This window comes from Nocardioides sp. WG-D5 (assembly GCF_054031175.1).
On sequence record NZ_CM132928.1, the window covers coordinates 2,385,731 to 2,411,589 of the forward strand.

General features: G+C 70.0%; 26 protein-coding genes. 15 read left to right on the forward strand and 11 right to left on the reverse strand.

The window, feature by feature from the left end:
* The first annotated feature begins 74 nt into the window (after positions 1-74).
* Positions 75-1,928, forward strand: coding sequence for an acyl-CoA dehydrogenase (locus tag ACWZJV_RS11660; RefSeq protein ID WP_457181548.1), 1,854 nt, complete (start codon positions 75-77; stop codon positions 1,926-1,928).
* A 90-nt stretch (positions 1,929-2,018) separates the two neighbouring features.
* On the opposite strand, the gene ACWZJV_RS11665 is transcribed toward ACWZJV_RS11660, so the two are convergent.
* Positions 2,019-2,894, reverse strand: coding sequence for a LysR family transcriptional regulator (locus tag ACWZJV_RS11665; protein WP_457181549.1), 876 nt, complete (start codon positions 2,892-2,894; stop codon positions 2,019-2,021).
* 82 nt (positions 2,895-2,976) lie between these two features.
* Between ACWZJV_RS11665 and ACWZJV_RS11670 the strand changes: the two genes are divergently transcribed.
* Both ACWZJV_RS11670 and ACWZJV_RS11675 read left to right on the forward strand, forming a co-directional pair.
* On the forward strand, positions 2,977-4,197 hold the full coding sequence (locus ACWZJV_RS11670; protein WP_457181550.1) for an MFS transporter: 1,221 nt from the start codon (positions 2,977-2,979) through the stop codon (positions 4,195-4,197).
* Positions 4,198-4,289: 92 nt separating this feature from the next.
* Positions 4,290-4,649, forward strand: a complete 360-nt coding sequence (locus tag ACWZJV_RS11675; RefSeq protein ID WP_196872574.1) for a hypothetical protein — start codon at positions 4,290-4,292, stop codon at positions 4,647-4,649.
* A 4-nt stretch (positions 4,650-4,653) separates the two neighbouring features.
* Here ACWZJV_RS11675 and ACWZJV_RS11680 read toward each other — a convergent pair whose 3' ends face one another.
* On the reverse strand, positions 4,654-5,556 hold the full coding sequence (locus tag ACWZJV_RS11680) for a LysR family transcriptional regulator ArgP (protein ID WP_457181551.1): 903 nt from the start codon (positions 5,554-5,556) through the stop codon (positions 4,654-4,656).
* Positions 5,557-5,630: 74 nt separating this feature from the next.
* On the opposite strand from ACWZJV_RS11680, the gene ACWZJV_RS11685 reads away from it, so the two are divergent.
* From ACWZJV_RS11685 to ACWZJV_RS11695, 3 genes are all read left to right on the forward strand, one after another.
* Positions 5,631-6,239 carry a LysE/ArgO family amino acid transporter gene (locus tag ACWZJV_RS11685; RefSeq protein WP_457181552.1) on the forward strand — a complete coding sequence of 203 codons (609 nt, stop codon included), beginning with the start codon at positions 5,631-5,633 and terminating at the stop codon, positions 6,237-6,239.
* Positions 6,240-6,299: 60 nt separating this feature from the next.
* Positions 6,300-7,241, forward strand: coding sequence for an oxidoreductase (locus ACWZJV_RS11690; RefSeq protein WP_457181553.1), 942 nt, complete (start codon positions 6,300-6,302; stop codon positions 7,239-7,241).
* Positions 7,242-7,326: 85 nt separating this feature from the next.
* Positions 7,327-8,154, forward strand: a complete 828-nt coding sequence (locus ACWZJV_RS11695) for a hypothetical protein (RefSeq protein WP_457181554.1) — start codon at positions 7,327-7,329, stop codon at positions 8,152-8,154.
* Here the strand turns inward: ACWZJV_RS11695 and ACWZJV_RS11700 are convergent.
* Positions 8,136-8,927: a crotonase/enoyl-CoA hydratase family protein gene (locus tag ACWZJV_RS11700; protein ID WP_008354545.1), complete on the reverse strand. Its 792-nt coding sequence runs from the start codon at positions 8,925-8,927 to the stop codon at positions 8,136-8,138. The two genes, ACWZJV_RS11695 and ACWZJV_RS11700, sit on opposite strands and share 19 nt — an antisense overlap.
* Positions 8,928-8,965: 38 nt before the next feature.
* Between ACWZJV_RS11700 and pgm the strand changes: the two genes are divergently transcribed.
* The gene (pgm, locus tag ACWZJV_RS11705; protein ID WP_457181555.1) at positions 8,966-10,615 is read left to right on the forward strand and encodes a phosphoglucomutase (alpha-D-glucose-1,6-bisphosphate-dependent); all 1,650 of its coding nucleotides are present in this window, start codon (positions 8,966-8,968) and stop codon (positions 10,613-10,615) included.
* A gap of 19 nt (positions 10,616-10,634) precedes the next feature.
* Here pgm and ACWZJV_RS11710 read toward each other — a convergent pair whose 3' ends face one another.
* Positions 10,635-11,099, reverse strand: a complete 465-nt coding sequence (locus tag ACWZJV_RS11710; RefSeq protein ID WP_457181556.1) for a carboxymuconolactone decarboxylase family protein — start codon at positions 11,097-11,099, stop codon at positions 10,635-10,637.
* A 148-nt stretch (positions 11,100-11,247) separates the two neighbouring features.
* On the opposite strand from ACWZJV_RS11710, the gene ACWZJV_RS11715 reads away from it, so the two are divergent.
* A complete protein-coding gene (locus tag ACWZJV_RS11715) occupies positions 11,248-12,129 on the forward strand; it encodes a sigma-70 family RNA polymerase sigma factor (protein WP_457181557.1) in 882 nt (293 codons plus the stop codon).
* On the opposite strand, the gene ACWZJV_RS11720 is transcribed toward ACWZJV_RS11715, so the two are convergent.
* Positions 12,126-12,425 (reverse strand): WhiB family transcriptional regulator, encoded by a 300-nt coding sequence (locus tag ACWZJV_RS11720; protein ID WP_457181558.1) that lies wholly within the window; start codon positions 12,423-12,425, stop codon positions 12,126-12,128. The two genes, ACWZJV_RS11715 and ACWZJV_RS11720, sit on opposite strands and share 4 nt — an antisense overlap.
* Positions 12,426-12,588: 163 nt before the next feature.
* On the opposite strand from ACWZJV_RS11720, the gene ACWZJV_RS11725 reads away from it, so the two are divergent.
* The gene (locus tag ACWZJV_RS11725) at positions 12,589-15,660 is read left to right on the forward strand and encodes a M4 family metallopeptidase (RefSeq protein ID WP_457181559.1); all 3,072 of its coding nucleotides are present in this window, start codon (positions 12,589-12,591) and stop codon (positions 15,658-15,660) included.
* 73 nt (positions 15,661-15,733) lie between these two features.
* Positions 15,734-16,447 (forward strand): Type 1 glutamine amidotransferase-like domain-containing protein, encoded by a 714-nt coding sequence (locus tag ACWZJV_RS11730; RefSeq protein ID WP_457181560.1) that lies wholly within the window; start codon positions 15,734-15,736, stop codon positions 16,445-16,447.
* On the opposite strand, the gene ACWZJV_RS11735 is transcribed toward ACWZJV_RS11730, so the two are convergent.
* Together ACWZJV_RS11735 and ACWZJV_RS11740 are read right to left on the reverse strand one after the other, a co-directional pair.
* Positions 16,444-16,995, reverse strand: coding sequence for a RipA family octameric membrane protein (locus ACWZJV_RS11735; RefSeq protein WP_196872566.1), 552 nt, complete (start codon positions 16,993-16,995; stop codon positions 16,444-16,446). The two genes, ACWZJV_RS11730 and ACWZJV_RS11735, sit on opposite strands and share 4 nt — an antisense overlap.
* A gap of 106 nt (positions 16,996-17,101) precedes the next feature.
* On the reverse strand, positions 17,102-17,665 hold the full coding sequence (locus ACWZJV_RS11740) for a helix-turn-helix domain-containing protein (protein WP_457181561.1): 564 nt from the start codon (positions 17,663-17,665) through the stop codon (positions 17,102-17,104).
* A gap of 76 nt (positions 17,666-17,741) precedes the next feature.
* Between ACWZJV_RS11740 and ACWZJV_RS11745 the strand changes: the two genes are divergently transcribed.
* The gene (locus ACWZJV_RS11745; RefSeq protein ID WP_457181562.1) at positions 17,742-18,641 is read left to right on the forward strand and encodes an SDR family oxidoreductase; all 900 of its coding nucleotides are present in this window, start codon (positions 17,742-17,744) and stop codon (positions 18,639-18,641) included.
* A 69-nt stretch (positions 18,642-18,710) separates the two neighbouring features.
* Here the strand turns inward: ACWZJV_RS11745 and ACWZJV_RS11750 are convergent, their stop codons facing one another.
* Positions 18,711-19,961 carry a fatty acid desaturase family protein gene (locus tag ACWZJV_RS11750; RefSeq protein WP_196872563.1) on the reverse strand — a complete coding sequence of 417 codons (1,251 nt, stop codon included), beginning with the start codon at positions 19,959-19,961 and terminating at the stop codon, positions 18,711-18,713.
* Between the two features lie 32 nt (positions 19,962-19,993).
* The gene (locus tag ACWZJV_RS11755; protein WP_196872562.1) at positions 19,994-21,154 is read right to left on the reverse strand and encodes a ferredoxin reductase; all 1,161 of its coding nucleotides are present in this window, start codon (positions 21,152-21,154) and stop codon (positions 19,994-19,996) included.
* A 72-nt stretch (positions 21,155-21,226) separates the two neighbouring features.
* Between ACWZJV_RS11755 and ACWZJV_RS11760 the strand changes: the two genes are divergently transcribed.
* The gene (locus tag ACWZJV_RS11760; RefSeq protein WP_457181563.1) at positions 21,227-22,408 is read left to right on the forward strand and encodes a PucR family transcriptional regulator; all 1,182 of its coding nucleotides are present in this window, start codon (positions 21,227-21,229) and stop codon (positions 22,406-22,408) included.
* On the opposite strand, the gene ACWZJV_RS11765 is transcribed toward ACWZJV_RS11760, so the two are convergent.
* Both ACWZJV_RS11765 and ACWZJV_RS11770 read right to left on the reverse strand, forming a co-directional pair.
* The gene (locus ACWZJV_RS11765; RefSeq protein ID WP_457181564.1) at positions 22,405-22,800 is read right to left on the reverse strand and encodes a VOC family protein; all 396 of its coding nucleotides are present in this window, start codon (positions 22,798-22,800) and stop codon (positions 22,405-22,407) included. The two genes, ACWZJV_RS11760 and ACWZJV_RS11765, sit on opposite strands and share 4 nt — an antisense overlap.
* 1 nt (position 22,801) lies before the next feature.
* Entirely contained in the window at positions 22,802-23,353 is a 552-nt protein-coding gene (locus tag ACWZJV_RS11770; protein WP_457181565.1) for a DinB family protein, read from the reverse strand.
* A gap of 119 nt (positions 23,354-23,472) precedes the next feature.
* On the opposite strand from ACWZJV_RS11770, the gene ACWZJV_RS11775 reads away from it, so the two are divergent.
* From ACWZJV_RS11775 to ACWZJV_RS11785, 3 genes are read left to right on the forward strand one after another with little or no spacing between them, the layout of a single operon-like run.
* On the forward strand, positions 23,473-23,907 hold the full coding sequence (locus ACWZJV_RS11775; RefSeq protein WP_008354573.1) for a DUF4383 domain-containing protein: 435 nt from the start codon (positions 23,473-23,475) through the stop codon (positions 23,905-23,907).
* A gap of 20 nt (positions 23,908-23,927) precedes the next feature.
* The gene (locus ACWZJV_RS11780) at positions 23,928-25,475 is read left to right on the forward strand and encodes an FAD-dependent oxidoreductase (protein WP_457181566.1); all 1,548 of its coding nucleotides are present in this window, start codon (positions 23,928-23,930) and stop codon (positions 25,473-25,475) included.
* A gap of 17 nt (positions 25,476-25,492) precedes the next feature.
* The gene (locus ACWZJV_RS11785; RefSeq protein ID WP_008354576.1) at positions 25,493-25,858 is read left to right on the forward strand and encodes a PPOX class F420-dependent oxidoreductase; all 366 of its coding nucleotides are present in this window, start codon (positions 25,493-25,495) and stop codon (positions 25,856-25,858) included.
* Position 25,859 lies beyond the last annotated feature (1 nt).

Sequence of the window (25,859 nt, forward strand, 5' to 3'; positions counted from 1 at the left end):
TTACCCGCCAGTAGTGCGTGCCGACCGGCGCTCCCGCAACTGGTAAATCCGACAAAGGTTATGAAGGTGGATCAGTGAGCCACTACAAGAGCAATCTCCGCGACATCGAGTTCAACCTGTTCGAGGTCTTCGGCACCGACAAGGTGCTCGGCACCGGTCCCTTCGCGGACCTGGACGTCGACACCGCGAAGGAGATCCTCGCCGAGGTCGAGCGTCTTTCTCGCGAGGACCTCGCCGAGTCGTTCGTCGAGGCCGACCGCAACCCGCCGGTCTTCGACCCCAAGACCAACACCGCTCCGGTCCCGGCCGCGTTCAAGAAGTCCTACGACGCGTGGATGGAGTCGGGCTTCTGGAGCCTGCACACTCCCGAGGAGATCGGCGGCCAGGTGGCCCCGAACTCGCTGATCTGGGCGACCGCCGAGATGCTGCTCGGCGCCAACCCGGCGATCTGGATGTACGCCGCCGGCCCGTTCTTCTCGAAGGTCGTCTACGAGAACGGCAACGACCGCGACAAGCAGATCGCCAAGATCATGGTCGAGCGCCTGTGGGGCTCCACGATGGTGCTGACCGAGCCCGACGCGGGCTCCGACGTCGGCGCCGGCAAGACCTTCGCCACCCCCAACGAGGACGGCTCCTGGAACATCACCGGCGTCAAGCGCTTCATCACCAGCGCCGAGTCGGACCTGCAGGAGAACATCATGCACCTCGTCCTCGCCCGCCCGAAGGGCGTCGAGGGCGTCGGCGGCCCGGGCACCAAGGGCCTCTCCCTCTTCCTCGTGCCGAAGTACCACTTCGACCACGAGACCGGTGAGCTGACCGGCGAGCGCAACGGTGCGTACGTCACCAACGTCGAGCACAAGATGGGCATCAAGGTGTCCAACACCTGCGAGCTCACCTTCGGCGACCCGCAGGTCGGCGGCGGCGAGCCCGCCAAGGGCTGGCTGCTGGGCGAGGTGCACGACGGCATCCGCCAGATGTTCGACGTCATCGAGAACGCTCGGATGATGGTCGGCACCAAGGCGATCGCGACCCTGTCGACCGGCTACCTGAACGCGCTGGAGTACGCCAAGACCCGCGTCCAGGGCGCCGACCTGACCAAGGCCGCGAAGACCGACCCGCGCGTCACGATCACCCACCACCCCGACGTACGTCGCTCGCTGCTCGTGCAGAAGTCGTTCGCCGAGGGCATGCGCGCGCTGGTCTACTACACGACCTCGTGGCAGGAGAAGGTCGTCCTCACCGAGGACGGCTCCGACGAGAACAAGCTGGCCGCCGCGGTCAACGACCTGCTGCTGCCGATCGTCAAGGGCTACGGCTCCGAGCGCGCCTGGACGCTGCTCGGCACCGAGTCGCTGCAGACCTTCGGTGGGTCGGGCTTCCTGCAGGAGTACCCGATCGAGCAGTACGTCCGCGACGCCAAGATCGACTCGATCTACGAAGGCACCACCGCGATCCAGGGCCAGGACTTCTTCTTCCGCAAGATCGTGAAGAACCAGGGCGCCGCGCTCGGCCAGGTCGCCGGCGAGATCCAGGCCTTCCTCGACAACGAGGGCTCCGCCGAGCTCAAGGAGTCGCGTGCCCTGCTCGCGACCGCGCTCGAGGACGTCAACGCGATCGTCGGCCACATGTTCAACGACCTGATGGCCTCCCAGGAGGAGATCACCAACATCTACAAGGTCGCCCAGAACACCTCGCGCCTGCTGCTCGCCGTCGGCGACGTCGTGGTCGCGTGGCTGCTGCTGCGCCAGGCCGAGATCGCCCTCGCCGCCCTGGCCGGCGACCCCGGCAAGGACAAGGACTTCTACACCGGCAAGGTCGCCGCCGCGAAGTTCTTCGCCTCCTACAACCTGCCCAAGCTGACCGCTGAGCGGGCCATCGCCGAGGCGATCGACAACTCGATCATGGACCTGCCGGAGTCGGCCTTCTGAGGCTTCCCAGGTTCTGACCTGCAGTACGCAGCGGCCCGCCCGGTTCTCCGGGCGGGCCGCTTCGTCGTCCGCTCCTGCCGCTCCTGCCGCTCAGAGCGCCGAGGCGGTGACCGCCTCGGCGAGCCGCGCGGCGGCCGCGGAGATCCGTCGGTTGCTCGGGACGGCGAGCTGGAAGGACCACTCCAGGCCGATCGGGACGGCGACGACCCCGGGGTCGCCCGCGATCGACGACCGGGGCACGACGGAGACGCCCAGACCGCGGCAGACGAGGTTGCGGGCGAGCTCGAAGCTGGTGACCTCGGTGCGGACCGTCCGGGAGACGCCGGCGGAGGCGAACGCGGCATCCACGACCGTACGGTTGCCCCACCCCGTCGGGAAGTCGACCCAGGTCTCCTCGGCGAGGTCGGCGGCGGACACCACGCCAGTCCGCGCCAGGCGGTGGCCGGGGGCGCAGACGAAGACCAGCTCGTCGCCGTGGATCCGGGTCAGCGTCAGCCCGGGCAGCGAGGCCGCGGGTGTGGAGACCAGTGCGAGATCGAGGGCCCCGGAGCGTACGTCTGCCTCGTTGGTGGCGCTGCCGGAGATGGTCTGGCGCATGCGCACGGTGATGCCGGGGTGTCGGGCGGCGAAGCCCTGCAGGACCTCGGCGATGTTCCAGCGGCCGGTGTAGGAGAGCGTGCCGAACAGGACGGTGCCCACCACCTGGCCGCGGGCGCCGGCGACCGCCTCTCGGGCAGCCTCGATGCCGGCGAGCACGTCGCGAGCGCGTGGGAGCAGCGCCTCGCCCTCGGCGGTGAGCGTGAGGCGGTGGTAGCCGCGCTCGATCAGCGGCGCCCCGAGGCCACGCTCGAGCTGCTTGATGGCTGCGGAGACGGCGGACTGCACGACACCGACCCGGTCCGCGCCGGCGGTGAAGCTGCCGGTCTCGGCGACGGCGACGAAGTACTCCAGCTGGTGCGGCTGCATGGCTCCCACTATCGCAGATCGTGATGGTTACCTTCGAAAGGATTCGTTGGAGATGATCATGCTGATCGGCGAGCATGGAGGCATGACAACGATCCAGGCAGCGCCTCTCACCGAGCGGCAGCACCACGTCCGCGGGTTCTGGTCGGTGGCGTTCCTGTTCGCCGCGACCATGGGCTTCGCGGCCGCGCCGGCACCGCTCTACGTCTTCTACGTCGACGAGCAGGGGTGGGGCTCGTTCGCGATCACGGTGGTGTTCGCGACGTACGGCGCGGGGGTGGCGATCTCGCTCTTCCTCGCCGGACACCTCTCGGACCGGTTCGGGCGGCGGCGGGTGGTGGCGCCGGCGGTGCTGCTCAACGTGCTCGCCGCGCTGATCTTCCTCTCGACCCATGAGCTGGGCTGGCTGCTGCTGGCGCGGCTGCTGTCCGGGCTGGGCGTCGGGATGCTGACCGCGACGGCGACGGCCCACCTCGCCGAGCTGCACCGGACCGCGCGTCCGGAGGCGCCGGCGACCCGCGCCGAGGTGGTCGCGACCGCGGCCAACATCGGCGGGCTCGGACTGGGCCCGCTGGTCGCCGGCGCCCTGGCCGAGTGGGCGCCGCGGCCGCTCTACACGCCGTACGCGGTCTTCGCGTTCCTCATGGTGATCGGGCTGCTGGCGGTGGTGGCGGCGCCGGAGACGGTCGACACCGACCAGCCGGGATGGACCTACCGGCCGCAGCGGGTGCGGGTTCCTGCCGACGCACGCAGCGCCTACTTCGCCGCCGGGATGGCGAGCTTCGTGGCGTTCGCGATGTTCGGCTTCTTCACCTCGCTGGTGCCGTCGTTCCTGGCTGACGAGCTCTCCCTGCACTCCCACGTGGTCGCGGGCGCGGTCGGGTTCTCGATCTTCGGGGCCGCGGCGCTCTTCCAGGTGCTGGCCGGTCGCTGGCAGCGCCGTCAGCTGTACGTCACCGGCCTGGTCGCGCTCACCGCCGGGCTGCTCCTCGTGGTCGGAGCCCTCCTGTCCGGCACGTTCTGGATGCTGGTCGTCGGGGCCGTTGTCACCGGGGCCGGGTCGGGGATGTCGTTCAAGGCGGCGGTCGCGACCGTGATCTCGGTGGCACCCGCGGACAGCCGCGGTGAGGCGCTGGCCGGCCTCTTCCTGATGGCCTACCTGGGGATCACGGTGCCGGTGGTGCTGCTGGGGATCCTGGTGCAGTACGTCGCCACCGATCCCGCGATGCTCTCCTTCGGCGCGCTCCTGCTGGTGCTGCTCGGGGTCGCGGCGCGCGGGGTGGCCGGGACGCGGCGTACGGCCTGAACGGCTGGGCGCCCGTGATGCGGGGGACGGTATGGGGGCCTGAACCCGCTGGGTAGCGTGGCGCGCCAGCCCCCAACCTCTGGAGTTCTGTCATGACCATCGGCCTAGGGATCATCCTGCTGGTCCTCGGACTCGTCCTGCTCACCAGCGCCGTGGATCTGCCCGACGAGGTCGCCAGCGCGATCGCCAGCGAGCCGCTGGGCTGGATCTTCGTCGTCACCGGCGGCCTCGCGATCGTGATCGGCGTCCTGCTGTCGGTGAACCGGTCCCAGCACACCACCGCCGTCGAGCACCGCCAGTACGACCCCGGCCCCTACGCCGGCGGGCCGCAGGGGCACTACCCGCCGGGCCCGCCTCCGCAGGGCCACTACCCGCCGGCCGGGCAGCCCATGCCGGGCAACGCCCCGCAGGCCCAGCACTTCGGTGCCGGCTACCCCGGTCGCCGGGGCTGACCCTTCAGCGGCGGCGCGTCGGGCGTAGCCCGGAGCGGGCGGCGCGGCGTACGGCCTCGCTCAGGTCGTCGAGAGCGACCGAGTCGAGGCGCCAGCGCTGCCAGAAGAGCTGGACGTCGATCGGCTTCGCGCCGGGGAGCGGGATCGTTCTCCCGGACGCGAGGTCGGCCTCGGCCTGCGCATCGAGGAGCATGCCCCAGCCGAGTCCGCGCCGGATGGCCTCGTGGAAGTCGTGGCTGCTCGGGACCCGGTGGACGACCGGCGGGCGGGTCGCGCCGTGCGCGGCGAGCACCTCGTCCTGGAGGTGGTCCTTCTCGTTGAAGACGATCATCGGGATCGCGCTCCACTCGATGCCCCTGCCCTTGCGGTGGCGCTCGACGAGCTCCGGTGTCGCGCCCGGGGTGTAGCGGAGCCGTCCCAGCGGCTCGACCGTGCAGCCCTGGACCGGCTTCGGCTCGCTGGTGACCGCGGCGAGGACCTCGCCGCGTCTGAGCGCGTCGGCCGAGTAGCCCTGGTCCTCGACGGTGATCCGCAGCGCCGTCCGGTCCCAGGTCGCGACCTCGTCGAGCACCGGCCGGAACCAGGTCGCGAGGGTGTCCGCGTTGACCACGACCGAGAGGTCGACGACGGTGTCGGCGCTGGTCTCGTCCGCACCCAGGGACGCGGCCGCCTCGGCGAGGAGCAGGCGGAGCTGTCTTCCCTGGCGGATCAGGGGCTCGCCGGCCTCGGTGGGCGTGCAGGGAGTCGTACGCCGCACCAGCACCTGTCCGGCCGCGCGCTCGAGCGCCCGGATCCGCTGGCTGACGGCGCTCGGGGTGATGTGCAGGCGGCGCGCCGCGGCGTCGAAGGTGCCTTCCTCGGCGATCACGACGAGGGTCTCGAGCTGGGTCGGGTCGAGGGCCGGCATGCCTTAAGTGTGGCTTATCTTCGGTAAGATTCTTTCGCTGGCCTGTTGGGTGGTGGCGCTCTAGCGTCGCTGGCGTGATCAACGCCAGCCTCGCCGGGCTCCTCACCGGGCTCAGCCTCATCGTCGCCATCGGGTCGCAGAACGCGTACGTCCTGCGGCAGGGCATCCTGCGCTCGCACGTGCTGGTCGTGGTGAGCGTGTGCGCGGTCTCCGACCTCGTCCTCATCTGCGCGGGGGTCGGCGGGATGGGGGCGGTCGTCTCGCGTGCGGGCTGGGTGGTAGAGGTGCTGCGCTGGCTGGGAGTGGCGTTCCTCAGCTGGTACGGCATCGGATCGTTCCGGCGGGCGCTGAGCCCATCTGGTCTGGAGGCGGCGGACGCACCCCGTGAGGCACTCCCCCGCGTGATCGCCAAGGCCGCCGCGTTCACCTGGCTCAACCCGCATGTTTACATCGACACACTTGTGCTCCACGGGTCGATCGCGGCGACGTACGGCTCGGCGCGGTGGGGGTTCGCCGTCGGCGGGTGCCTGGCCAGCATCATCTGGTTCGCCGGCCTCGGCTACGGCGCCCGGCTCCTCGGGCCGCTGCTCGCCAGCCGGCGGGCGTGGCAGGTGCTCGACAGCCTCATCGGGTGCATGATGCTCGCCATCGCCGGCGGGCTCGCGCTGGGCGGGCTGGGCTGACAGGCCGGGGCCGACGGTCAAATGCGTCCATTGTGTGGAGTCGCCGCCTAGTGTGGCCGCATGCCGTGGACGACCTCCGACATTCCTGACCTGACCGGCAAGAACGCCGTGGTGACCGGACCGACCCTGGGCGGGATCGGCTACTTCACCGCGCGCGGCCTCGCAGCGGCCGGGGCACGGGTGATCCTGGCGGGGCGGTCCTGGGAGAAGCTCGACGCGGCCGCCGCGGCTCTGGCCGACGAGGTTCCTGGGGCCAAGCTCGATCGGGTCGCGCTCGACCTCTCCTCGCTCCAGGCGGTGCGGGCCGGGGCCGAGGCGATCGCCGCGGCGACCTTCGACGGCGGTGGGCCGCTGCACCTCCTGGTCAACAACGCGGGTGTGATGGCGACGCCCCAGTCGCGCACCGTCGACGACCTCGACCTGCAGATGGCGACCAACCACTTCGGGCCGTTCCTGCTGACCGGGCTGCTGCTCGAGCCGTTGGCCGAGAGCGGCGAGGCGCGGATCGTGACCGTGTCGAGCATGATGCACAAGCTGGCCCGCAAGGCGCCGTTGGGCTACCCGACCGTGCAGGTCGGGCGGTACTCACCCTGGAACGTCTACTCGCAGTCCAAGCTCGCCAACCTGCTCTTCACCTTCGAGCTCCAGCGGCGGCTGGAGAAGGCGGGGCTGCCGATCTCTGCGTACGCCGCCCACCCGGGGCTCGCCTCGACCCGACTGATGGCGAACGGTACGTCCAGGCGGCTGATCGCACCGATCGCGAGCATCAGCGAGGCCGCCGTCCACGCGATGGCGCAGACCCCCGTAGCGGGTGCCTGGCCTGCGCTGATGGCGGCGACCTATCCGGGGCTGGAGCCGGGGACCTACATCGGGCCGAGCGACGCCTTCGAGGCCCGCGGCGTGCCGAAGCCGGTCACCGCATCGCGGCTCGCGCGCGATCCCGAAGCGGCGCGGGCACTATGGGAGCTCTCCGAGCAGACCACCGGTATCGCCTACCCCTGATTGGCCTACCCCTGACCAAAGTCTGACCCCGGTCGCTACCTCGGGCCGATGCCCTGGTGGTGCCCCGGATCCTAGATTCACCAGGGTGAGCAAGAAGGTCCAGATCTGGTCGCGGACGATCTCCGGGCACACCCACCATCTCGAGGTGACCGGCGAGATCGTCCGTCGGTTCGTGTGGACCGTCGACGGCGAGGAGGTCCTCGCCCGGAAGACCGCGGACGACCGGGCACGGCTCGAGACCACGACGCACGGGAGCCTGCTCGTGATCCACTCCGGGCTCGGTACGCCGCGCCGCGCGACCTACTTCGCGCCCGGCGAGGACCTGGCCGGGATGGCCGGCATCGGCGGCGTGGACCTCACCCCGGCTCCGGGATCGCGGGCTGCTGCGTACGAACGTCGGGTGCTCGACCACCCCAGGCGCTATGCCCTCGTCGAGACTCTCGGCGGCGCCGCGGGCGTCGTCGGCGGCATCGTCGCGGCGATGGTCGTGGCGTGGATCGTCGCCCGGATCTCGCTGCCGGACATCCCGCTCCCGAACCTGCCGGACCCGCCGGACCTCCCCGACCTGCCGCTCCCCGACCTCCCCAGCATCCCGTGGCCGTCGATCCCCTGGCCGGACCTGCCGAACGTACAGATCCCCGAATGGATCAAGTGGGTCGCGAACCACCTGAAGTACGTCTGGCCCGTCGTCCTCGCCTTCGTCCTCGCCCAGGGCGAGATCAAGCGCCGTCGCAAGCACGCCGAGGCGTCAGCCGCCCAGGCCGAGACTGCAGAAGTGGCGGCCGAAACCGCAGAAGTGGGCGACGAAACTCGACTTTCGTCACCCACAACTACAGATTCGGCCGCCACAACTGAGGACTCGACCGCCACAAGTGCGGACTCGGCTGAGGAGGGTCAGCGGCGGGGCTTGTAGGTCGGCTTCTCGCGCTTGAAGGCGGCCTCGCGGGCGATCTTGGTGTTCTCGCCGAAGAGGAGGCGGAGCTGCTCGATGCGCTCGCGGGAGAAGGTGCGCTTGACGGGGGCGTACCAGGTGTCGTTGAAGAGGCGCTTGGCGGCGGCGAGCTGGTCCGGGGAGCGCTCGGAGAGCTTGCGGGCGAAGGCGGTGGCGGTGGCCACCGGGTCGGCGGAGAGCTCGGTGACCAGGCCCAGCTCGTAGGCGCGCTCGCCGGAGAACTGCTCGGCGGTCATGGTGAGCTTCTTCGCGGTGTCGATGCCGACGACCTCCGACAGCGACCGGATGCCGGTCATGTCGGGGATGATGCCCCACTTGCCCTCGAGGACGGACCACTGCGAGTCGGGCTCGGCGATGCGGAAGTCGGCGCCGAGCGCGATCTGTACGCCGCCACCGAGGCAGTGGCCGTGGACGGCCGCGATCACCGGGACCGGCAGCCGGCGCCACGCCCAGACCGACTCCTGGAAGAGGTTGGTGCCGCGGAAGGGCACGGGTACGAACGCACCGACGATCTTCTTCGGGTCGCGCAGCACCGAGGCGAAGTCGAGGCCGGCGGTGAACGCGTCTCCCTCACCGGCGATGACCACCGCACGCAGGTCGTGGTTCTTGCGGAGCTCCTTGGCGGTGTCGACCAGCTCCTGGAGCAGGTCGAGGGTGAGCGCGTTGAGCTTGTCAGGGCGGTTGAGACGCACCTGGGCGATGCCGTCGTTGATTTCGGTGGTGACGAGGGGCATGGGGAGAAGACTACGGGGCAGTAGGCATGATGGGACACATGGCTGACCCACGCGCTGGAACGCTCGCTACGCCCGCCGACCTGGTCGACGTACCTCACCTGGTCGCCTCCTACTACAACCTGCAGCCCGACCCCGAGGACCCGGCCCAGCAGGTCGTCTTCGGCACCTCGGGGCATCGAGGGTCCTCGCTCCGGTCGGCCTTCAACGAGACGCACATCCTGGCCACGACCCAGGCGATCGTCGACTACCGGACCTCGCAGGGGATCGACGGGCCGCTGTTCATCGGGCGTGACACCCACGGTCTCTCCGAGCCCGCCTGGGCGAGCGCGCTGGAGGTGCTGGTCGCCAACGACGTACGTGTCCTGGTGGACGACCGCGACGGCTACACGCCCACCCCGGCGGTCTCGCACGCGATCCTTCGCGCCAACGCCGGCCGGTTGTCGGGCTCCGGCCTGGCCGACGGGATCGTCGTCACGCCCTCGCACAACCCGCCGTCCGACGGCGGCTTCAAGTACAACCCGCCCCACGGCGGCCCCGCCGACTCCGACGCCACCAAGGTCATCGCCGCCCGCGCCAACGACCTGATCCGGGCCGGTCTGGCCGGCGTCAAGCGGGTGCCGTTCGCGGCTGCGCGGCGGCAGGCCGAGACGTACGACTTCCTGGGCACCTACGTCGACGACCTGCCCACCGTGGTCGACCTGGCCGCCATCCGCGACGCCGGGGTGCGGATCGCGGCGGACCCGCTGGGCGGAGCCTCGGTCGCCTACTGGGCCGAGATCGCCGAGCGGCACAAGATCGACCTCACCGTGGTCAACGAGCTGGTCGACCCGACCTGGCGGTTCATGCCGCTGGACTGGGACGGCAAGATCCGGATGGACTGCTCCTCCCCCAGCGCGATGGCCGAGCTGGTGCGCTTCCTGGAGAGCACCCCGGAGTTCGACATCGCCACCGGCAACGACGCCGACTCCGACCGCCACGGGATCGTCACCCGCGACGCCGGGCTGATGAACCCCAACCACTTCCTCGCGGTCGCGATCGACCACCTCTTCGGCGGCGCCCGCCCGGACTGGCCGGCCACCGCGCGGATCGGCAAGACGCTGGTCTCGTCCTCGATGATCGACCGGGTCGCCGGAGCGCTCGACAAGCCGCTGGTCGAGGTGCCGGTCGGGTTCAAGTGGTTCGTGCCGGGGCTGATCGACGGCTCGTTCGGCTTCGGCGGCGAGGAGTCGGCGGGCGCCTCGTTCCTCCGCTTCGACGGCACCGTGTGGACCACCGACAAGGACGGCATCATCCTGGCGCTGCTCGCCTCCGAGATCCTGGCGCGCACCGGGAAGTCGCCGTCCCAGCGCTACGCCGAGCTGGTCGCCGCACATGGGGAGCCTGCGTACGCGCGCATCGACGCCCCCGCCTCGCGCGAGGAGAAGGCGAAGCTCGCGGCCCTCTCCCCCGACGCCGTCACCGCGACGACGCTGGCTGGCGAGGAGATCACCGCCAAGCTCACCGAGGCGCCCGGCAACGGCGCGGCCATCGGCGGCCTCAAGGTGACCACCGAGTCGGCCTGGTTCGCCGCCCGCCCGAGCGGGACGGAAGACGTCTACAAGATCTATGCCGAGTCCTTCCGTGGACCCGATCACCTGGCCCAGGTGCAGGAGGAGGCCAGGGCGGTCGTGTCGTCCGCCCTGGCCTGATCTGGGGTCATCTCGGAGGTCAGCGCATCCAGAAGGGGTTTTCCGCGTCCTCACGCACGGTCACATTGACTCGGTTGAAGAGGTTGTGGGTGGCGATGCAGAGGACCAGCGCGGCGGTCTGCCTCTCGTCGTAGTGCTTGGTGACCTCGCGCCAGAGCTCGTCGGGCACGGCGTCTTCGGCGTCGGCGAGACGGGTCACGGCGTCGGCGAGGGCGAGCGCCGCCTTCTCGGCCTCACTGAAGAAGGGCGACTCACGGTAGGCGGCGAGGCCGACGATCTTCTCGATCGGAAGGCCGACCTCCTCGACGCGGACAGCGTGGCCCTGGAGGCAGGCCGCGCAGCCGTTGAGCGAGCTGACGCGCATCGCGATCAGCTCGGTCGTGGTCTCGGGGAGGCCGCCGTCCGCGACAGCGGCGAGGAGGTTGCCGATGCCCTTGTAGGCCTGCGGGATGACTTCTGCGGGGTTCTTCATTCGGTTGCTCATGCCATCTCGACCCGTCCGGGTGGGGGGATGTGACAGATCGGCGAAAGAAAAAAATCTTCGCCCGGATCGGTCACATCTGGTCTCCTTCACGTGTCGGGTCCATTGGGGGACGACCTACCCCGAGACCCACTGACCCGGAGGACGGACGATGCAGCAGGAGTGGCTAGCCGAGCGTTTCGAGCAGGAGCGGCAGCAGTTGTACGGGGTGGCCTACCGGATGCTCGGTTCCGCCTCCGAGGCCGAGGACGCCGTCCAGGACGCCTGGTTCCGGCTGAGCCGGACCGACGCGGACGAGATCGACAACATCGGCGGCTGGCTGACGACCGTGGTGGCCCGCGTCTCGCTCAACATGCTCCGCTCGCGCAAGACCCGCGGCGAGTTGCCTCTCGAAGATCGACTGCCGGAGCCCACGGTCGTGCTCGACGACGCCACCACCCAGGACCCGGCCGAGCGCGCGGTGCTCGCCGACTCGGTCAGCATCGCTCTCCTGGTCGTGCTCGACCAGCTCTCCCCGGACGAGCGGCTGGCCTTCGTGCTCCACGATCTCTTCGCGGTGCCGTTCGACGAGATCGCGACGATGCTCGACCGCTCCTCGGACTCGACCCGGCAGCTCGCCAGCCGCGCCCGGCGCCGGGTCCGAGGACGTACGCCGCAGCCGGATGTCGCCGCGCAGCGCGAGGTCGTCGACGCCTTCTTCGCCGCCGCCCAGGACGGCGACCTGAACCGGCTCATCGGCGCCCTCCACCCCGAGGTCGTCCTGCGCGCCGACCTCGGCACCGGGATCACCACCTACCGCGGCGCCGCGAAGGTCGCCGGCAACGCCGTCATGTACGCCCACGCCGACCGCGTCACCCACAACGCCCTCGTCAACGGCTCCGCCGGCGTCATCATCACCTTCCACGGCAAGCTGTACAGCGTCATGGCCTTCACCGTGGTCGACGGACAGATCACCGAGATCGAGGCGTACGCCGCCCCAGCCCAGGTCGCGACGCTCGCCGCGAGCCTGGGGCTGGAGTCAGCGCACGCCTAGGCGGCCTGGCGGCGGGGTCGACCGCGGCCGCGCTTGTGGGTGACCACCTGGCCGCGCTCGACGATCTCGCCGCCCCAGACTCCCCACGGCTCGGAGCGCGCGAGAGCACCCGAGAGGCACTCGCGCATGACCGGGCAGTCGAGGCAGCGGTCTTTGGCCACCTCGAGGGCGGCGGGGGACTCTGAGAACCACAACGCAGAGTCGTCTCCGTGGCACGGCAGGCCGGCGGCGCACAAAGGCGGGATGATCTCCAAGGGCACCCCTCGAGAATCTGCGCCTGAGGTAGGCCCGCACATCGGGAAACTACCTTAGATCGCCCCTGAGGCCCTCACATTGAGAATGGCCCGTGGAGGAATCGTTTCGGACTCGTGATTCGCGTTTGCACCCCTCTTCGACGCAAATCTCTCTACGATGCGAACGCCGCGACCTGACGCGGCGAATCCCCGAGAGGAGCAACCCGTGCAGCTCGGAAAGCAAGGAATCAGCCTTGCCCTCGTCGCGGCGAGCCTGGTGATCACACCGGTCGCCGCATTCGCCGCGAAACCGGATCCCAGCGGCATCGAGCAGCTGAAGGCCGCGGCCGACCAGACGGTCACGCTCAAGAAGGAGGGCGCCACCGGCCTGATCGGCTACGTGTCCACCAAGGGCGATCTGCTGCCCCGCGTCGCCGCCGACACCAAGTCCGAAGCGGCCGCGAAGGCGCGCGCCTACCTCGACGAGTACGCCTCGGTCTTCGGCGCGACGGCCGGCCAGCTCGACCAGTCGAAGGTCAGCACCACCCCGGCCGGCTGGACGGTCGAGTTCGAGCAGGTCTACAAGGACGTGCCGGTCTTCGGCGGTGTCCTCAAGGCCCACGTCGACAAGTCCGGCGACCTGACCTCGGTCAACGGCTTCGCCGCCCCCGACCTCGACCTCAGCACGACCCCGACGTGGTCGAAGGAGAAGGCCAGCGCCAAGGCGCTCGAGCTGGTGAAGTCGAAGCCGGCCCAGGCCCACCCCGACAGCAAGGTCGACACCAGCGGCGTCGAGGTCGTCAAGGCCGACCTCAACATCTACCGCATGGGCGCCGCCCAGGGCGTGAGCGGCAAGAGCCTGCTCGCCTGGGTCATCGAGGTGTCCAACCAGTCCACCGTGCGCGAGACCCTCGTGCTCGACGCCGCCAGCGGCAAGCCGGTCAACCGCTACTCGATGCTCCACTCGGCCACCGACCGCGAGCTGGTCGAGAAGCACAACACCCCCGACGTCGCCGACGACGCGACCGTCTGGCGCGAGAACGACGCCTTCCCGGGCACGCTGGACCAGGACCAGCAGAACGAGGTCGCGACCACCGGCGAGTCCTACTGGCTCTTCAAGAACACCTTCGGCCGCGACTCCTACGACGGCAACGGCTCGAAGATGATCACGGTCAACAACGACCCGGCCATCTCGTGCCCCAACGCCAACTGGAACGGCGAGACCACCAACTACTGCTCCGGGGTCACCTCCGACGACGTGGTGGCGCACGAGTGGGGCCACGCCTACACCGAGCACACCTCCGGCCTGATCTACCAGTGGCAGCCGGGTGCGCTCAACGAGGCGTACTCCGACATGTGGGGCAACACGGTCGACTTCCTCAACGCCCGTGAGAACACCACCGACGACGTGGCCCGTACGGACGGCCGCTGCTCCTCCTCCACCCGCGGTGCCATCACGCTGACGATCAACTCGCCGGCCGACGTCGCCGGGGACTGCCCGGCCGCCGCCGCCAACTTCGGTCCGGTCTACCCGACCGCCGGAGTGACCAGCGACATCGTGGTCGGCCTCGACGCCGCCAACAGCGGCGGCCCGACGACCACCGACGGCTGCTCGCCGCTGGAGAACGCCGCGGCCGTCAACGGGAAGTTCGTGCTCGTCGACCGCGGCACCTGCCCGTTCGTCCAGAAGGTCGCGAACGCAAAGAACGCCGGCGCCAAGGGCGTCGTGATCGCGTTCCTGCAGGGTCAGCCGATCGGCAGCATCTCCGGCACCTCCGACATCTACGGTGCCACCACCGACTACGCCACCGGCCAGAAGATCAAGAACGCCACCGGCACGGTCAACATCACCATCAAGGACGTCTCGGCCGACTCCAAGGACGAGTCCGTGCGCTGGCTGATGGGTGAGGACTCCACCGCCTTCGGCGGCGCGATCCGCGACATGTGGAACCCGAACTGCTACGGCGACCCGGGCAAGGTCTCCGACGAGGAGTACCACTGCGACGGTGCCACCGACTCCGGCGGCGTCCACGTCAACTCCGGAGTCATCAACCACCACTACGCCCTGCTCGTGGACGGCGGCGCCTACAACGACGTCAACGTGGCGGGCATCGGCCTGGACAAGGCCGCCAACCTGATCTGGCACGCCCAGACCAACTACCTGACGCCGACCTCGGGCTTCCCCGAGTACGCCCAGGCGATGGTCTCCTCCTGCGCCGACCTGATGGGTGTGACGACGCTCAAGAAGCTCACCCTGGGCACCTCGACGCCGCAGACCGGCGGTGGCGAGACTCCGGGTGGCGAGGCCACGGCTCCGGCTCTGGACCCGATCACGGCCGACGACTGTGCGGCGGTCGCGGCGGCCAACACGGCCACCGAGCTCACCCAGGAGCCGGTCCAGTGCAACTTCGGCCCGATGCTCGACCCGAACACCCCCGCCCTGTGTGGCGAGGGCACCAACGAGGTCACCACCTACACCGAGGACTTCGAGGACGGTCTGGCCGGTTGGACCCAGGACGCCGAGGCCGGCGTGCCCGGCAACGACTACCCCTGGGAGGCCGGCAGCGACGTCGAGGGCAACACCAGCGGTCTTGCGTTCGCGCCGGACCCGAACGAGGGTGCCTGCGGCTCGGCGACGGGTGACATCACCAGCCGCAACGGCCTGATCAGCCCGACGCTCACCGTGCCCGAGGGACTCTCGCCACGGCTGAGCTTCGACCACTCGGTCCTCACCGAGTGGGGCTACGACGGCGGCAACGTCAAGGCCTCCGTCAACGGTGGCGAGTTCGAGCTCGTCGACCAGGCCGCGTACGCCTTCAACGCTCCGGGCGGCACGATGAGCGCCGACAGCGGCTACATGGAGGGCGAGCCGGCCTGGACCGGGTCGGACGGCAACAGCTTCACCGGTGCGTGGGGCACCACCATCGTGAAGCTCGACGCCATCGCGGCCGCCGGCGACACCGTTCAGTTCCGCTTCGACTTCGGTCGCGACGGCTGTGGTGGAGCCCGGGGCTGGGCCATCGACAACGTCTCGGTGAGCTACTGCACCGAGAAGGCGGTCCCGGAGATCTCCGCCACCTCGCCCAAGCGCGGCAAGGTCGAGATCACCGTCGACGGCAAGCGCGCCACCGGCGAGATCGTCGTCAGCGAGAACGGCATCCGCGTCGGCCGCTTCACCCTGAAGCAGGAGGAGGCGACCTTCCGGGCGCTCCGAGGCACGCACACCTACGAGGTGGCCTACTCGGGTGACCGGCGCAACGAGGCGATCACCGAGACGGTGACCGTCAGGGTCAAGTAGTAGCCACACCATCAGCGGGCCCCGCCGGAAGAATCCGATCCGGCGGGGCCTTCTGTATCCCTACACTCGCCCCATGCGCGGAACGATCCTGACCCTGGGCGGTGGCGGCTTCTCGATGCCGGAGGTGCACGGGCAGGACTTCTCCCCGCTCGATGCCGAGCTCAACCGGCTGAGCGGCAAGGATCGACCCAAGGTCTGCTTCATCGCGACCGCGAGCGGCGACGCGGACAGCTACCACGACAAGTTCCTCGCCGCGTACGCCGACCGTTCCGAGGCGACCGTGCTGTCGCTGTTCAACAAGGCACCGGAGGGGCACGAGCTCCCGATCGACGACCTCGAGCAGCTGCTCGAGCAGGACATCGTCTATGTCGGCGGCGGGTCCACGGCCAACCTGCTGGCGGTGTGGCGGCTGCACGGGCTGCCCGCCCTGCTGGAGAAGGCCGCTGCCGGCGGGACGATCCTGGCGGGGATCTCGGCCGGCGCCAACTGCTGGTACGAGGCCTCCTCGACCGACTCCTTCGGCCCCACCGCGCCGCTCCCCGACGGTCTCGGCTTCCTCCCCGGCTCGTTCTGCCCGCACTACCTCGGCGAGGCGGACCGGCGCGAGACGTACGTCCGGTTCGTCGGCTCCGGGGCGCTGCGGGCCGGCCATGCCGCCGACGACGGCGTCGCGCTGCTGTGGCGCGACGGCGAGCTGGTCGAGGTGCTCAGCGAGCGGCCCGACGGAGTGGCGTACGCCGTCGGGCCGGCCGGCGAGACCCCGCTCGAGGTGAGGGTTCTCGACTAGGGGATGTAGAGCAGCCCGTACGTCGCCACGTGGCAGAACCCGAAGAGCGCGGGCGCCCACACCTCGATGTTGCTCATCGGCAGGTAGCGCGAGCTGTCGCGCCCGAGGCCGACGGCCGACCACTCCGCGACGCCGGGGGCCGCGGGCAGCTGCTTCTCGAGGTGAGAGATGACGGCGTACTTGCCGCTCGCCATCTGCCGGTAGGAGCGGATGATCCAGAACCAGCCGAGGCACAGGCCCAGGGCGGCGATCAGCGCGACCGTGAACAGCCACGGCCGCTCGGGGGCGCTGGCGACGAGGGCGGTGCCGGCGACCAGGACGCCGAGGTTGAGGATCAGGAAGAACGCGCTGGTGATCGTCCGCCGCACGCTGAGCCGCTCGGCCTCGGCGACGTAGAGCTTGTACTGGTCGAAGAGCACCGCGCGGTCACCGCTGGAGAGCACGTCGGGAGGCAGCACCCACAGGCCCTCGGCGAGCGCCGACGGGTTCGGCTTGTTGGCGGTCACATAGCTGCGCACCGCGGTCTGCGACTCAGCTCCGGGAATCAACTGGTTCTCCATAGTGCCTAGTTGTCTACCGGTCCCGGCGAGTGATGTCCATACGAGATTCGTCACCGTGGCGCAGGTGTGACCCAGGTGTTCACGAACGTCTCACCTAGGCCAGGGCGCGCAGCGCTGCGGCGGCCTCGTCGATGCACTCGGGAAGGCCGAGGTCGGTGGCGCCGGACACCCATCGGGAGAAGGCCGCCTGGAAGACGGCGACGCCGGTGTGGGCGGCCACCGCAGCGGCCGGATCGCCGACGCCACGCTCGGCGAGCGCGGCCTGCGCCGCGGTCGTCATGGCGGCCATCTTGAGCAGCTCACGTTCTTGGAGGGCCGGGGTCGACTCGACGATCCGGGATCGCTGGGCGGCCTGCTCCCGCGTGCGTGCCTCGGCGAGCCCGACCGCCGCCGCGCGTACGCCGTCGAGCACCATCTGCAGCGGGGTCGCGTGCTCGTCGGCGGCCGCGATCGCCTTCACGACCACCTCGTCGAGCGGGCTGGGGTTGGCGAAGAGCACTTCACGCTTGTCGGCGAAGTGGCGGAAGAAGGTGCGCTCGGTGACCCCGGCCCGGGCCGCGATGTCACCGGCGGTCGTCTTGTCGTAGCCCTTCTCGGCGAACAGGTCCAGGGCAGCCGACACCATCCGGCCACGTGCGTCGGGCTCCCATCTCGCCATGGCCCCATCCTAGCGTGATGTCAGTCTCTGACATCGAGTGCTACTGTTGATGTCAGGAACTGACATAGGAGGAAGCATGACGAACATCTTCATCACCGGGGCCTCGGGCTGGATCGGCTCCGCGGTGACCGACGAGCTGCTCGCGAACGGGTACTCCGTCACCGGCCTGGCCCGCTCCGACGAGAGCGCCGCCGACCTCGAGGCAAAGGGCGCCCAGGTGCACCGCGGCTCGCTCGACGACCCCGACACGCTCGCCACCGCCGCGAAGGCGGCCGACGGCGTGATCCACCTGGCCTTCAAGCACGACTTCTACGACTACGCAGGCGCGGGCCACACCGAGCACGCGACGGTCGAGGCGATGCTCACCGCGATCGAGGGGACCGACAAGCCGTTCCTGCTCGCCTCCGGGCTGGTCGGCGACGTCACCGGTCGGCCCTTCACCGAGGACGACGCCAACCCCAACCACGGCCCCGACTCGATGCGCGGCGGCAGCGAGAACCTCGCGCTCGGCTACGCCGACCGAGGCGTACGTCCCGTGGCGCTGCGCTTCGCCGCCTCGGTCCACGGCGAGGGCGGCGACCACGGCTTCGTCGCGGTCCTGTCATCGATCGCCCGGCAGCACGGCGTCGCCGGCTACATCGGCGACGGCCGGAACCGGTGGCCCGCCGTGCACCGTGCCGACGCGGCCCGGATGGTGCGGCTCGCGCTGGAGAAGGCCCCTGCGGGCTTCCGCGCCCACGCGGCGGCCGAGGAGGGCATCCACACGCGTGAGATCGCCGAGGCCATCGGCCGTCGGCTCGGGCTGCCCACGGCCTCGATCGATCCCGCGGAGGCGGCGGACCATTTCGGCTGGATCAGCACGTTCTTCGGGTTCGACGCCTGGGCGAGCTCCGAGAAGACCCGCAAGGCGCTCGGCTGGACCCCCACAGGCCCGACCCTGCTGGCCGACATCGCCTCGGGCGCCTACGACGCCTGACGCGCACGACGGGGAGCTCCGCAGGCGTCGCCGGCCGGTGCGCGCTGCGGAGCTCCCCGTCGTATCGACTCAGATGGCCTTGCCGACGGAGGCGGCGCCGGCCGCCTCGAACTCCTTCAGCAGGCGACGGCGGGTGCGGGTGTCGCCGCGGACCGCCTTGACGAGCTTGACGACCTGCGACGGCGCGTTGCGCACGTTGGTGGACTCGAGGAAGCCGTTGGGCAGCGACAGCCGCAGCACCTTGTGCCACGCGGACGCGACCTGCTGCGGCATCGGCGCGGTGTGGTAGTTGAGGCCGTACTTGTCAAAGAGCGCGCGGACCTTCGGCGCGATCTCGGCGTAGCGGTTCGAGGGCAGGTCCGGGAAGATGTGGTGCTCGATCTGGTGCGACAGGTTGCCGGTCATCACGTGCAGGAACTTGGAGCCCGAGATGTTGGCCGAGCCGAGCATCTGCCGGACGTACCACTCACCGCGGGTCTCGTTCTCCGGGATGTCCTTGAGCTCGAAGGTCTCGACGCCCTCGGGGAAGTGACCGCACATGATCACCGAGTGGGTCCAGACGTTGCGGGTGAAGTTGGCGATGACGTTGGCCAGCAGCGTCGTCGGGCCCGACAGGGTGACCATCGAGACGAGCGGGTGGGCGACGTAGTCCTTGAACGCCTGACGGCGGACCTTGGCGACCGTACGCTTCGCCGCCATCTGCCACTCGGCGGACGGGCGGCGGCCCTTCTTCTTCTGCCGGATCACCCGGCCGAGCTCGAGGTCGTACATCGCGATCCCGTACTCGAAGATGCACATGTTGAGGAAGTTCATCGCCGGCTGGAACAGGCTCGCCGGCGTCCAGCGCTGCTCCTCGTCGACGCGCATGATGCCCCAGCCGAGGTCGTTGTCCTTGCCGACGATGTTCGTGTAGGTGTGGTGCAGCTCGTTGTGGGAGTGCTTCCAGCCCTCGCTCGTCGAGGCGTTGTCCCACTCCCACACGGTGGAGTGGATCTTCGGGTCACGCATCCAGTCCCACTGGCCGTGCATGATGTTGTGGCCGATCTCCATGTTGTCCAGGATCTTGGCGATCGAGAGACCGACGGTGCCGACGACGAACGCCGGCGGGAAGATGCTCGCGAGCAGGACCGCGCGGGAGCCGAGCTCCAGCGAGCGCTGGACCTTGATGACCTTGTGGATGTACGCCGCGTCGCGCTCGCCGCGGGTGTCGATGACCTCTTGGCGGATGGCGTCGAGCTCACGGCCGAGCTGCTCGATGTCCTCGCGGGTCAGGTGGGCGATCGGGCCGGTGTAGGCCGGGGCATCAGGTGCGATGGTCATGGCTGTCTCACTTCTCGTCGTGTGGGGGATGCTCAGGAGGCGGGGTGGTCGATGACGCACTCGCCGGCGGCGGCGGAGATGCAGGTCTGGATCGGTACCCCTTCGGGGCCGGTCTCACCCGGGCGGGCAACGGTGAGCTCGCCGTTGCGGAGGTCGCGGACGGCGCCCTCCTTCATCGGGAGCACACAGCCGAAGCAGATGCCCATACGGCAGCCGCTCGGCATGAGGACGCCAGCCTCTTCGGCGGCGTCGAGGATCGGCTTGTCACCAGGTGCTTCGACGGTCCTGCCGGTGAAGGCGAGCGTGCCGCCCTCGCCGGTGACGACCGTGGCCAGCCGGAACTGCTCGGTCTGGAGCGGCAGGCCCTCGGCGTCGTACCAGGCCTGGAGGTTGTCGAGAAGCCCGGCCGGACCGCAGGCGTAGGCCTTCCGGTCCTTCAGGTCGGGCACGAGCTCGGTGAGGGTGTCGATGTCGAGACGGCCCTCGGAGCCGGTGTAGCGGGTGACGAGGCGGATCGCGCCGGCCTCGTGGAGGGACTCGAGGTTGCGGATGAAGATCGAGTCGGGACGGCTCGGGGCGACGTGGACGACGGTGACGTCGAGGCGCTGGTGCTCGACCACGCCCTCGTCGGTGACCGGGAAGAGGTTGCGCAGCATCCCGATGACCGGGGTCACGCCGGAGCCGGCGGTGACCATCAGGAACTTGTGGCCGCGCAGGTCGCTGGGCAGCACGAAGTCACCGGCGGCCTGCTCGAGGTGGACGATCTTGCCGGGGCGCAGGCGGCGCACCAGGTGGCTGGAGACCTTGCCGTCGGGGACGGCCTTGACGGTGATCGAGATGAGGCCGTCCTTGCGGGGGCCGTGGGTCAGCGAGTAGGCCCGCCAGTGGCGGACGCCGTTGACGTCGACGCCCACGCGGACGTACTGACCGGGCGTGTGGCCCGCCCAGTCGGCGCCGGGCTTGATCTCGATGGTCGCCGCGTCGGCGGTCTCCGGCGTGACCTTCACGATGCGTCCGCGCAGGTCAGCGCCTGGTCGCAGCGGGTTGAACATGTCGAGGTAGTCGGCCGGTGCCAGGGGCGTGGCGATCGTCTCGGCGACCTCCCACGCCTTGCGCGAGAACCGCTCCCGCCATGCGGGGCGCCTGGCCTCGCCCGGGGCGAACAGGGCGGGGGACGTGGACATCTCAACCATGTATTCCATGATGCTATTTGTGCGAGGTAAACTCCTGTGTCAGCGACGTGAATCTGATAGGCGGATTTATACGTGACGAACAAAAGTTCCCGAGATATCCCCTCACTTTCCTCTTACGACGTCCACCTGACGCCCGAGATCGTCGCGGCGATCCGCGCGGTGCTCCCCCAGGTCGGCGAGGACGTCGTCTCCGCGATCATCGCGGAGGTGCCGCCGTACCAGGACGCGCTCTCCGGCCACATGGGCGAGACCATCCGGACCGCGGTGGGCGTGGCGCTGGGCGGCTTCCTGTCCCTCGCTTCCGGAAACGATCTGCCTGCCGACGTCGTGGCCGCGACCCCGCCGGCGCTCCAGGGCGCCTACGACCTGGGGCGCGGCGAGGCCAGGAGCGGACGCACGATGGAGGCTCTGCTCGCCGCCTACCGCATCGGCGCCCGGGTCGCCTGGCGAGAGCTCGCCAGGAAGGCTGTCGAGGGCGGCATGGCACCGGCGATGCTGGTGGAGTTCTCGGCGCTGGTCTTCGCCTGGATCGACGAGATCTCGGAGGCCTCCGCGGCTGGGCACGCCGACGAGCGCGCCACCACCGGACGCGTACAACGACAGCTGCGGGAGCGGCTGGCCCGCAAGCTGCTCGCCGAGGCGACGCCGGAGGAGCTCGACGACGCGGCGGTGCGGGCCGAGTGGACCCCGCCGAGCACGCTGACCGCGGTGCTCGTCCCCAACTCCCAGGTCGGCACCATCCTCGCCAAGGTCAACCAGGGCACCCTGGAGCACGACGACCTGCAGGATCTCGACGACCACACCCTGCTGCTCGTCCCCGATGCCCACGGCCGTCGGCGGCGGGCGCTGATGAAGGCCCTGGAGGGTCGCCGGTCGGTCGTCGGCCCGGCCAAGCCCTGGCGCGAGGCCCGGATCTCCTACGAGCGCGCCCGGCGCGCCCACTTCGCCGGCCTCGGCTCCGACACCGAGCAGCACCTCGTCGAGCTCGTCCTCTCGGCCGACGCCGACGCCCGTGAGGACCTCCGCGCCCAGGTGCTGGCCCCCTTGGCCGACCTACGCCCCGCCACCGCCGAGAAGCTCACCGAGACCCTCCGCTCCTGGCTCCTCCACCAGGGCCGGCGCGACGAGGTCGCCGCCGAGCTCTTCATCCACCCCCAGACCGTCCGCTACCGGATCGGACAGCTGCGCGATGCGTACGGGGACCGGCTCGACGACCCCGCGACGATCCTGGCCCTCACGGTCGCGTTGGGTTAGTCGAGGTAGAGACAGAAGGGATGACCCGCCGGGTCGAGCATGACCCGGACGTCGTCCTGGGGCTGGAAGTCCGCGACCCGCGCGCCCAGGGCGACGGCGTCCTCGACCGCTGCGGAGAGGTCGGTGACGCCGATGTCCAGATGGACCATCTGCTGCTGAGCATCGGGCTCGCTCGGCCAGACCGGCCGGCGGTAGTGGCGGTCGAGCTCGAAGGCGAGGTTGCTGTGCGTGCCGTTGCCCGACGGGTCACGGATGAGGACCGTGACGCACGCCGGCTCGGAGCTGCTGATCTCCCAGCCGAACAGGTCCGCATAGAACCGGGCGAGTGCGGGCGGGTCGGTGCAGGCGAGGTTGACGCCGATCCATCCGGTGACACCGCGGATCCCCGCCATGTCACTCGGCGTCCCTCGGGTCCTCGCCGACGAGACCGTCGATGGACTCGCGGATGAGGTCGGCGTGACCGGTGTGGCGGGCGTACTCCTCGATCATGTCGGCGATGTAGCGACGGGCGTTGGCCTCGACGCCCCACTCGGCGTTGGTCGCGAGCGTGTCCATCCCGTCCTTGCCGAGGGCGTCGGTGACGGACCGGCGCGACCTGGCGACCGCACCCTCCCAGAGGGCCATCAGCCCGTCGGCCGTGTCCTCGGCCTCGGTCCGCCAGTCCCAGCCCTCCTCACCCGGTCCGTAGGCTGCCCAGACCTCCGGGTAGCCGCTCTCGGCGAGGACCGCGGTGAAGTAGTGGTCCTCGCAGAAGGCGAGGTGCTTGAGGAGCCAGCCGATCGTGATCTTCGAAGGCTCCAGCCGTTGGCGCAGCTGCTCGTCGGTCAGTCCCCCGCACTTCCAGGCGAACGTACGCCGGATGCGGTCGAGCGTGCTGAGCAGCGTCCCGGTCTCGTCCATGACCGGTGTCATCTCGACCGACTGCGTGGTGTCGATGGTCGTCATGCGGGTGACGCTAGGCCTGATTCCGGACACAAACCTTCCGCTTAACCGAGGCTCGTCGGCATGTGAACCCCGCCACTGGGTACCGCCGATACATGACTGACATATCTGACTATCGGTCCATGACCGCGACGGCGCTGCAAACGGCCGCGACGGTCGTGGGCGCGACCTTTCTGCTCGTCGGTGTGCTCGGGTTCATCCCCGGCATCACCACCGACTATGACTCGATGACCTTCGCCGGCCACGAGTCCGAGGCCCAGCTGCTCGGCATCTTCCAGGTGTCGATCCTGCACAACATCGTCCATCTGCTGTTCGGGATCGCCGGCCTCGTGCTGGCCCGGACCTGGAACGGAGCCCGCGGCTTCCTGATCGGCGGCGGCGTGGTCTACCTGGTCCTGTGGATCTACGGCCTGGCCATCGACCACGAGAGCGCCGCGAACTTCGTGCCGATCAACGATGCCGACAACTGGCTCCACCTGATCCTCGGCGCCGGCATGATCGCGCTCGGCCTGGCCCTGGGGCGTACGCCGCACACCGGTGACCACATCGCACCCTGACCGCCCGGAGGACGTACGTGATGGAGCACGACAGTGTGTGGCTGGCCACGGCCGCGAGGCCGGGCCACGCCACCCTGGACACGAGTCGGAACGCCGATCTCGAGGTCGACGTCGCTGTGGTGGGTGGGGGCATCGTCGGACTGACGACGGCCCTGCTCGCCCAGCGACGCGGCATGCGCGTCGCCGTGCTGGAGGCGGCGACGGTCGGTGGCGGTACCACCGGATACACCACCGGAAAGGTCACCGCACAGCACGGGCTGATCTACGCCGAGCTGGTCAAACGGCACGGGGACGACAACGCCCGCCGGTACGCCGACGCGATGCGGGCGGGGGTCGAGCAGGTCGCCGATCTCGCCGCGGAGCTGGAGATCGAGTGTGACCTGACCCGAGCCCCGGCGGTGGCCTACACCCGGTCGCCGGAGCAACGCTCTCGGATCGAGGACGAGGCCGAGGCGGCGGCCGGGCTCGGCCTTCCGGCCCGGGTGACCGACCGTACCGACCTGCCCTTCGACATCGAGGCGGCGGTCGTCTTCGACGACCAGATCCACTTCCATCCCGGCCGGTACATGGCAGGCCTCGCCGACGCGTTCACGGCTGCCGGCGGACGGATCTTCGAGGGCACCCGGGTCACCGCCATCGACGAGCAGCGCGACCGGACCGTCGAGCTCACGACCTCCGCCGCGACCGTGGTCGCGAACCAGGTCGTCGTCGCCACACTGCTTCCGCCCGGCCTGCTCGGTGGATACTTCGCGCGGACCAGGCCGTCGCGCTCCTACGGGCTGGCCGTCCGCCTGCGTGGCCCGGCGCCGACCAGCATGGCGATCGGCGTCGACACACCCACCCACTCGACACGGCCGTGGCTGGACCCCGGCCCCAACGGGCTGATCGTGGTCGGCAACGGCCACGAGACCGGCGCCGAGCCCGACACCGAGACGATGTACGCGGACCTCGAGGGCTGGACCCGGGCCACCTTCGACGTCGAGGCGATCGACTACCGATGGTCGGCCCAGGACTACACCACCCCGGACCGCGTGCCCTACGTCGGCTACTCCCCGACGAGCGAGCTGGTCATGGTGGCCACCGGTTTCCAGAAGTGGGGTCTGAGCAGCGGAACCGCGGCCGCGATGATGCTGGCCGATCTTCTCGCCGGCGACGACAACCCGTGGCTGCCCGCGTTCGACGCCACCCGCATCGGCGACGCCCGGGCCGTCGGCCGGCTCATCAAGGACAACCTGAAGGTCGGCCAGGAGCTCGTCGCGGGCCGTCGCCACGACCCCGAGGTCCGCTCCGTCTCCGACCTGCGGCCGGGCGAGGGCGGCCTCGTCGAGGTCGGCGGCCACACGGTCGGCGGCTACCGCGACCTCGAGGGCACCGTGCACACCGTGAGCCCGCGGTGCAGCCATCTGGGCTGCCCGCTGCACTGGAACACCGCCGAGGCCAGCTGGGACTGCACCTGTCACGGCTCCCGGTTCTCCCCCGACGGCGCCGTCCTCGACGGTCCCGCCGTCAGGCCGCTGGGACGGCCCTCGACGACCGACCGGAGCGGGGTTGACCTCAACCCGACTTGAGCACCGACGCTGGAGCCATGAAGTTCACCGACACCCAGCTCCGCTACCTCCGCACCCAGCCCCTCGGAAGGCTCGCCACCCTGGCTCCCGACGGGGGTCTGCAGAACAACCCCGTGGGGTTCACGATCGACGAGGAGCACCGCATCGTCATCGGCGGCCACCAGATGGGCAGGTCGCGGAAGTTCAGGAACGCCCGCAAGCACGCCCAGGTGGCGTTCGTGGTCGATGACCTCGCCTCCACCAACCCGTGGCAGCCGCGGATGATCGAGATCCGCGGCACCGCCGAGGCGCTCACCGACGTGGACCCGCCGATGCCGGGGACCTCGCGCGAGGTCCTCCGGATCACCGCGGACTCGATCAGGGACTACGGGCTCGGCGACTGAG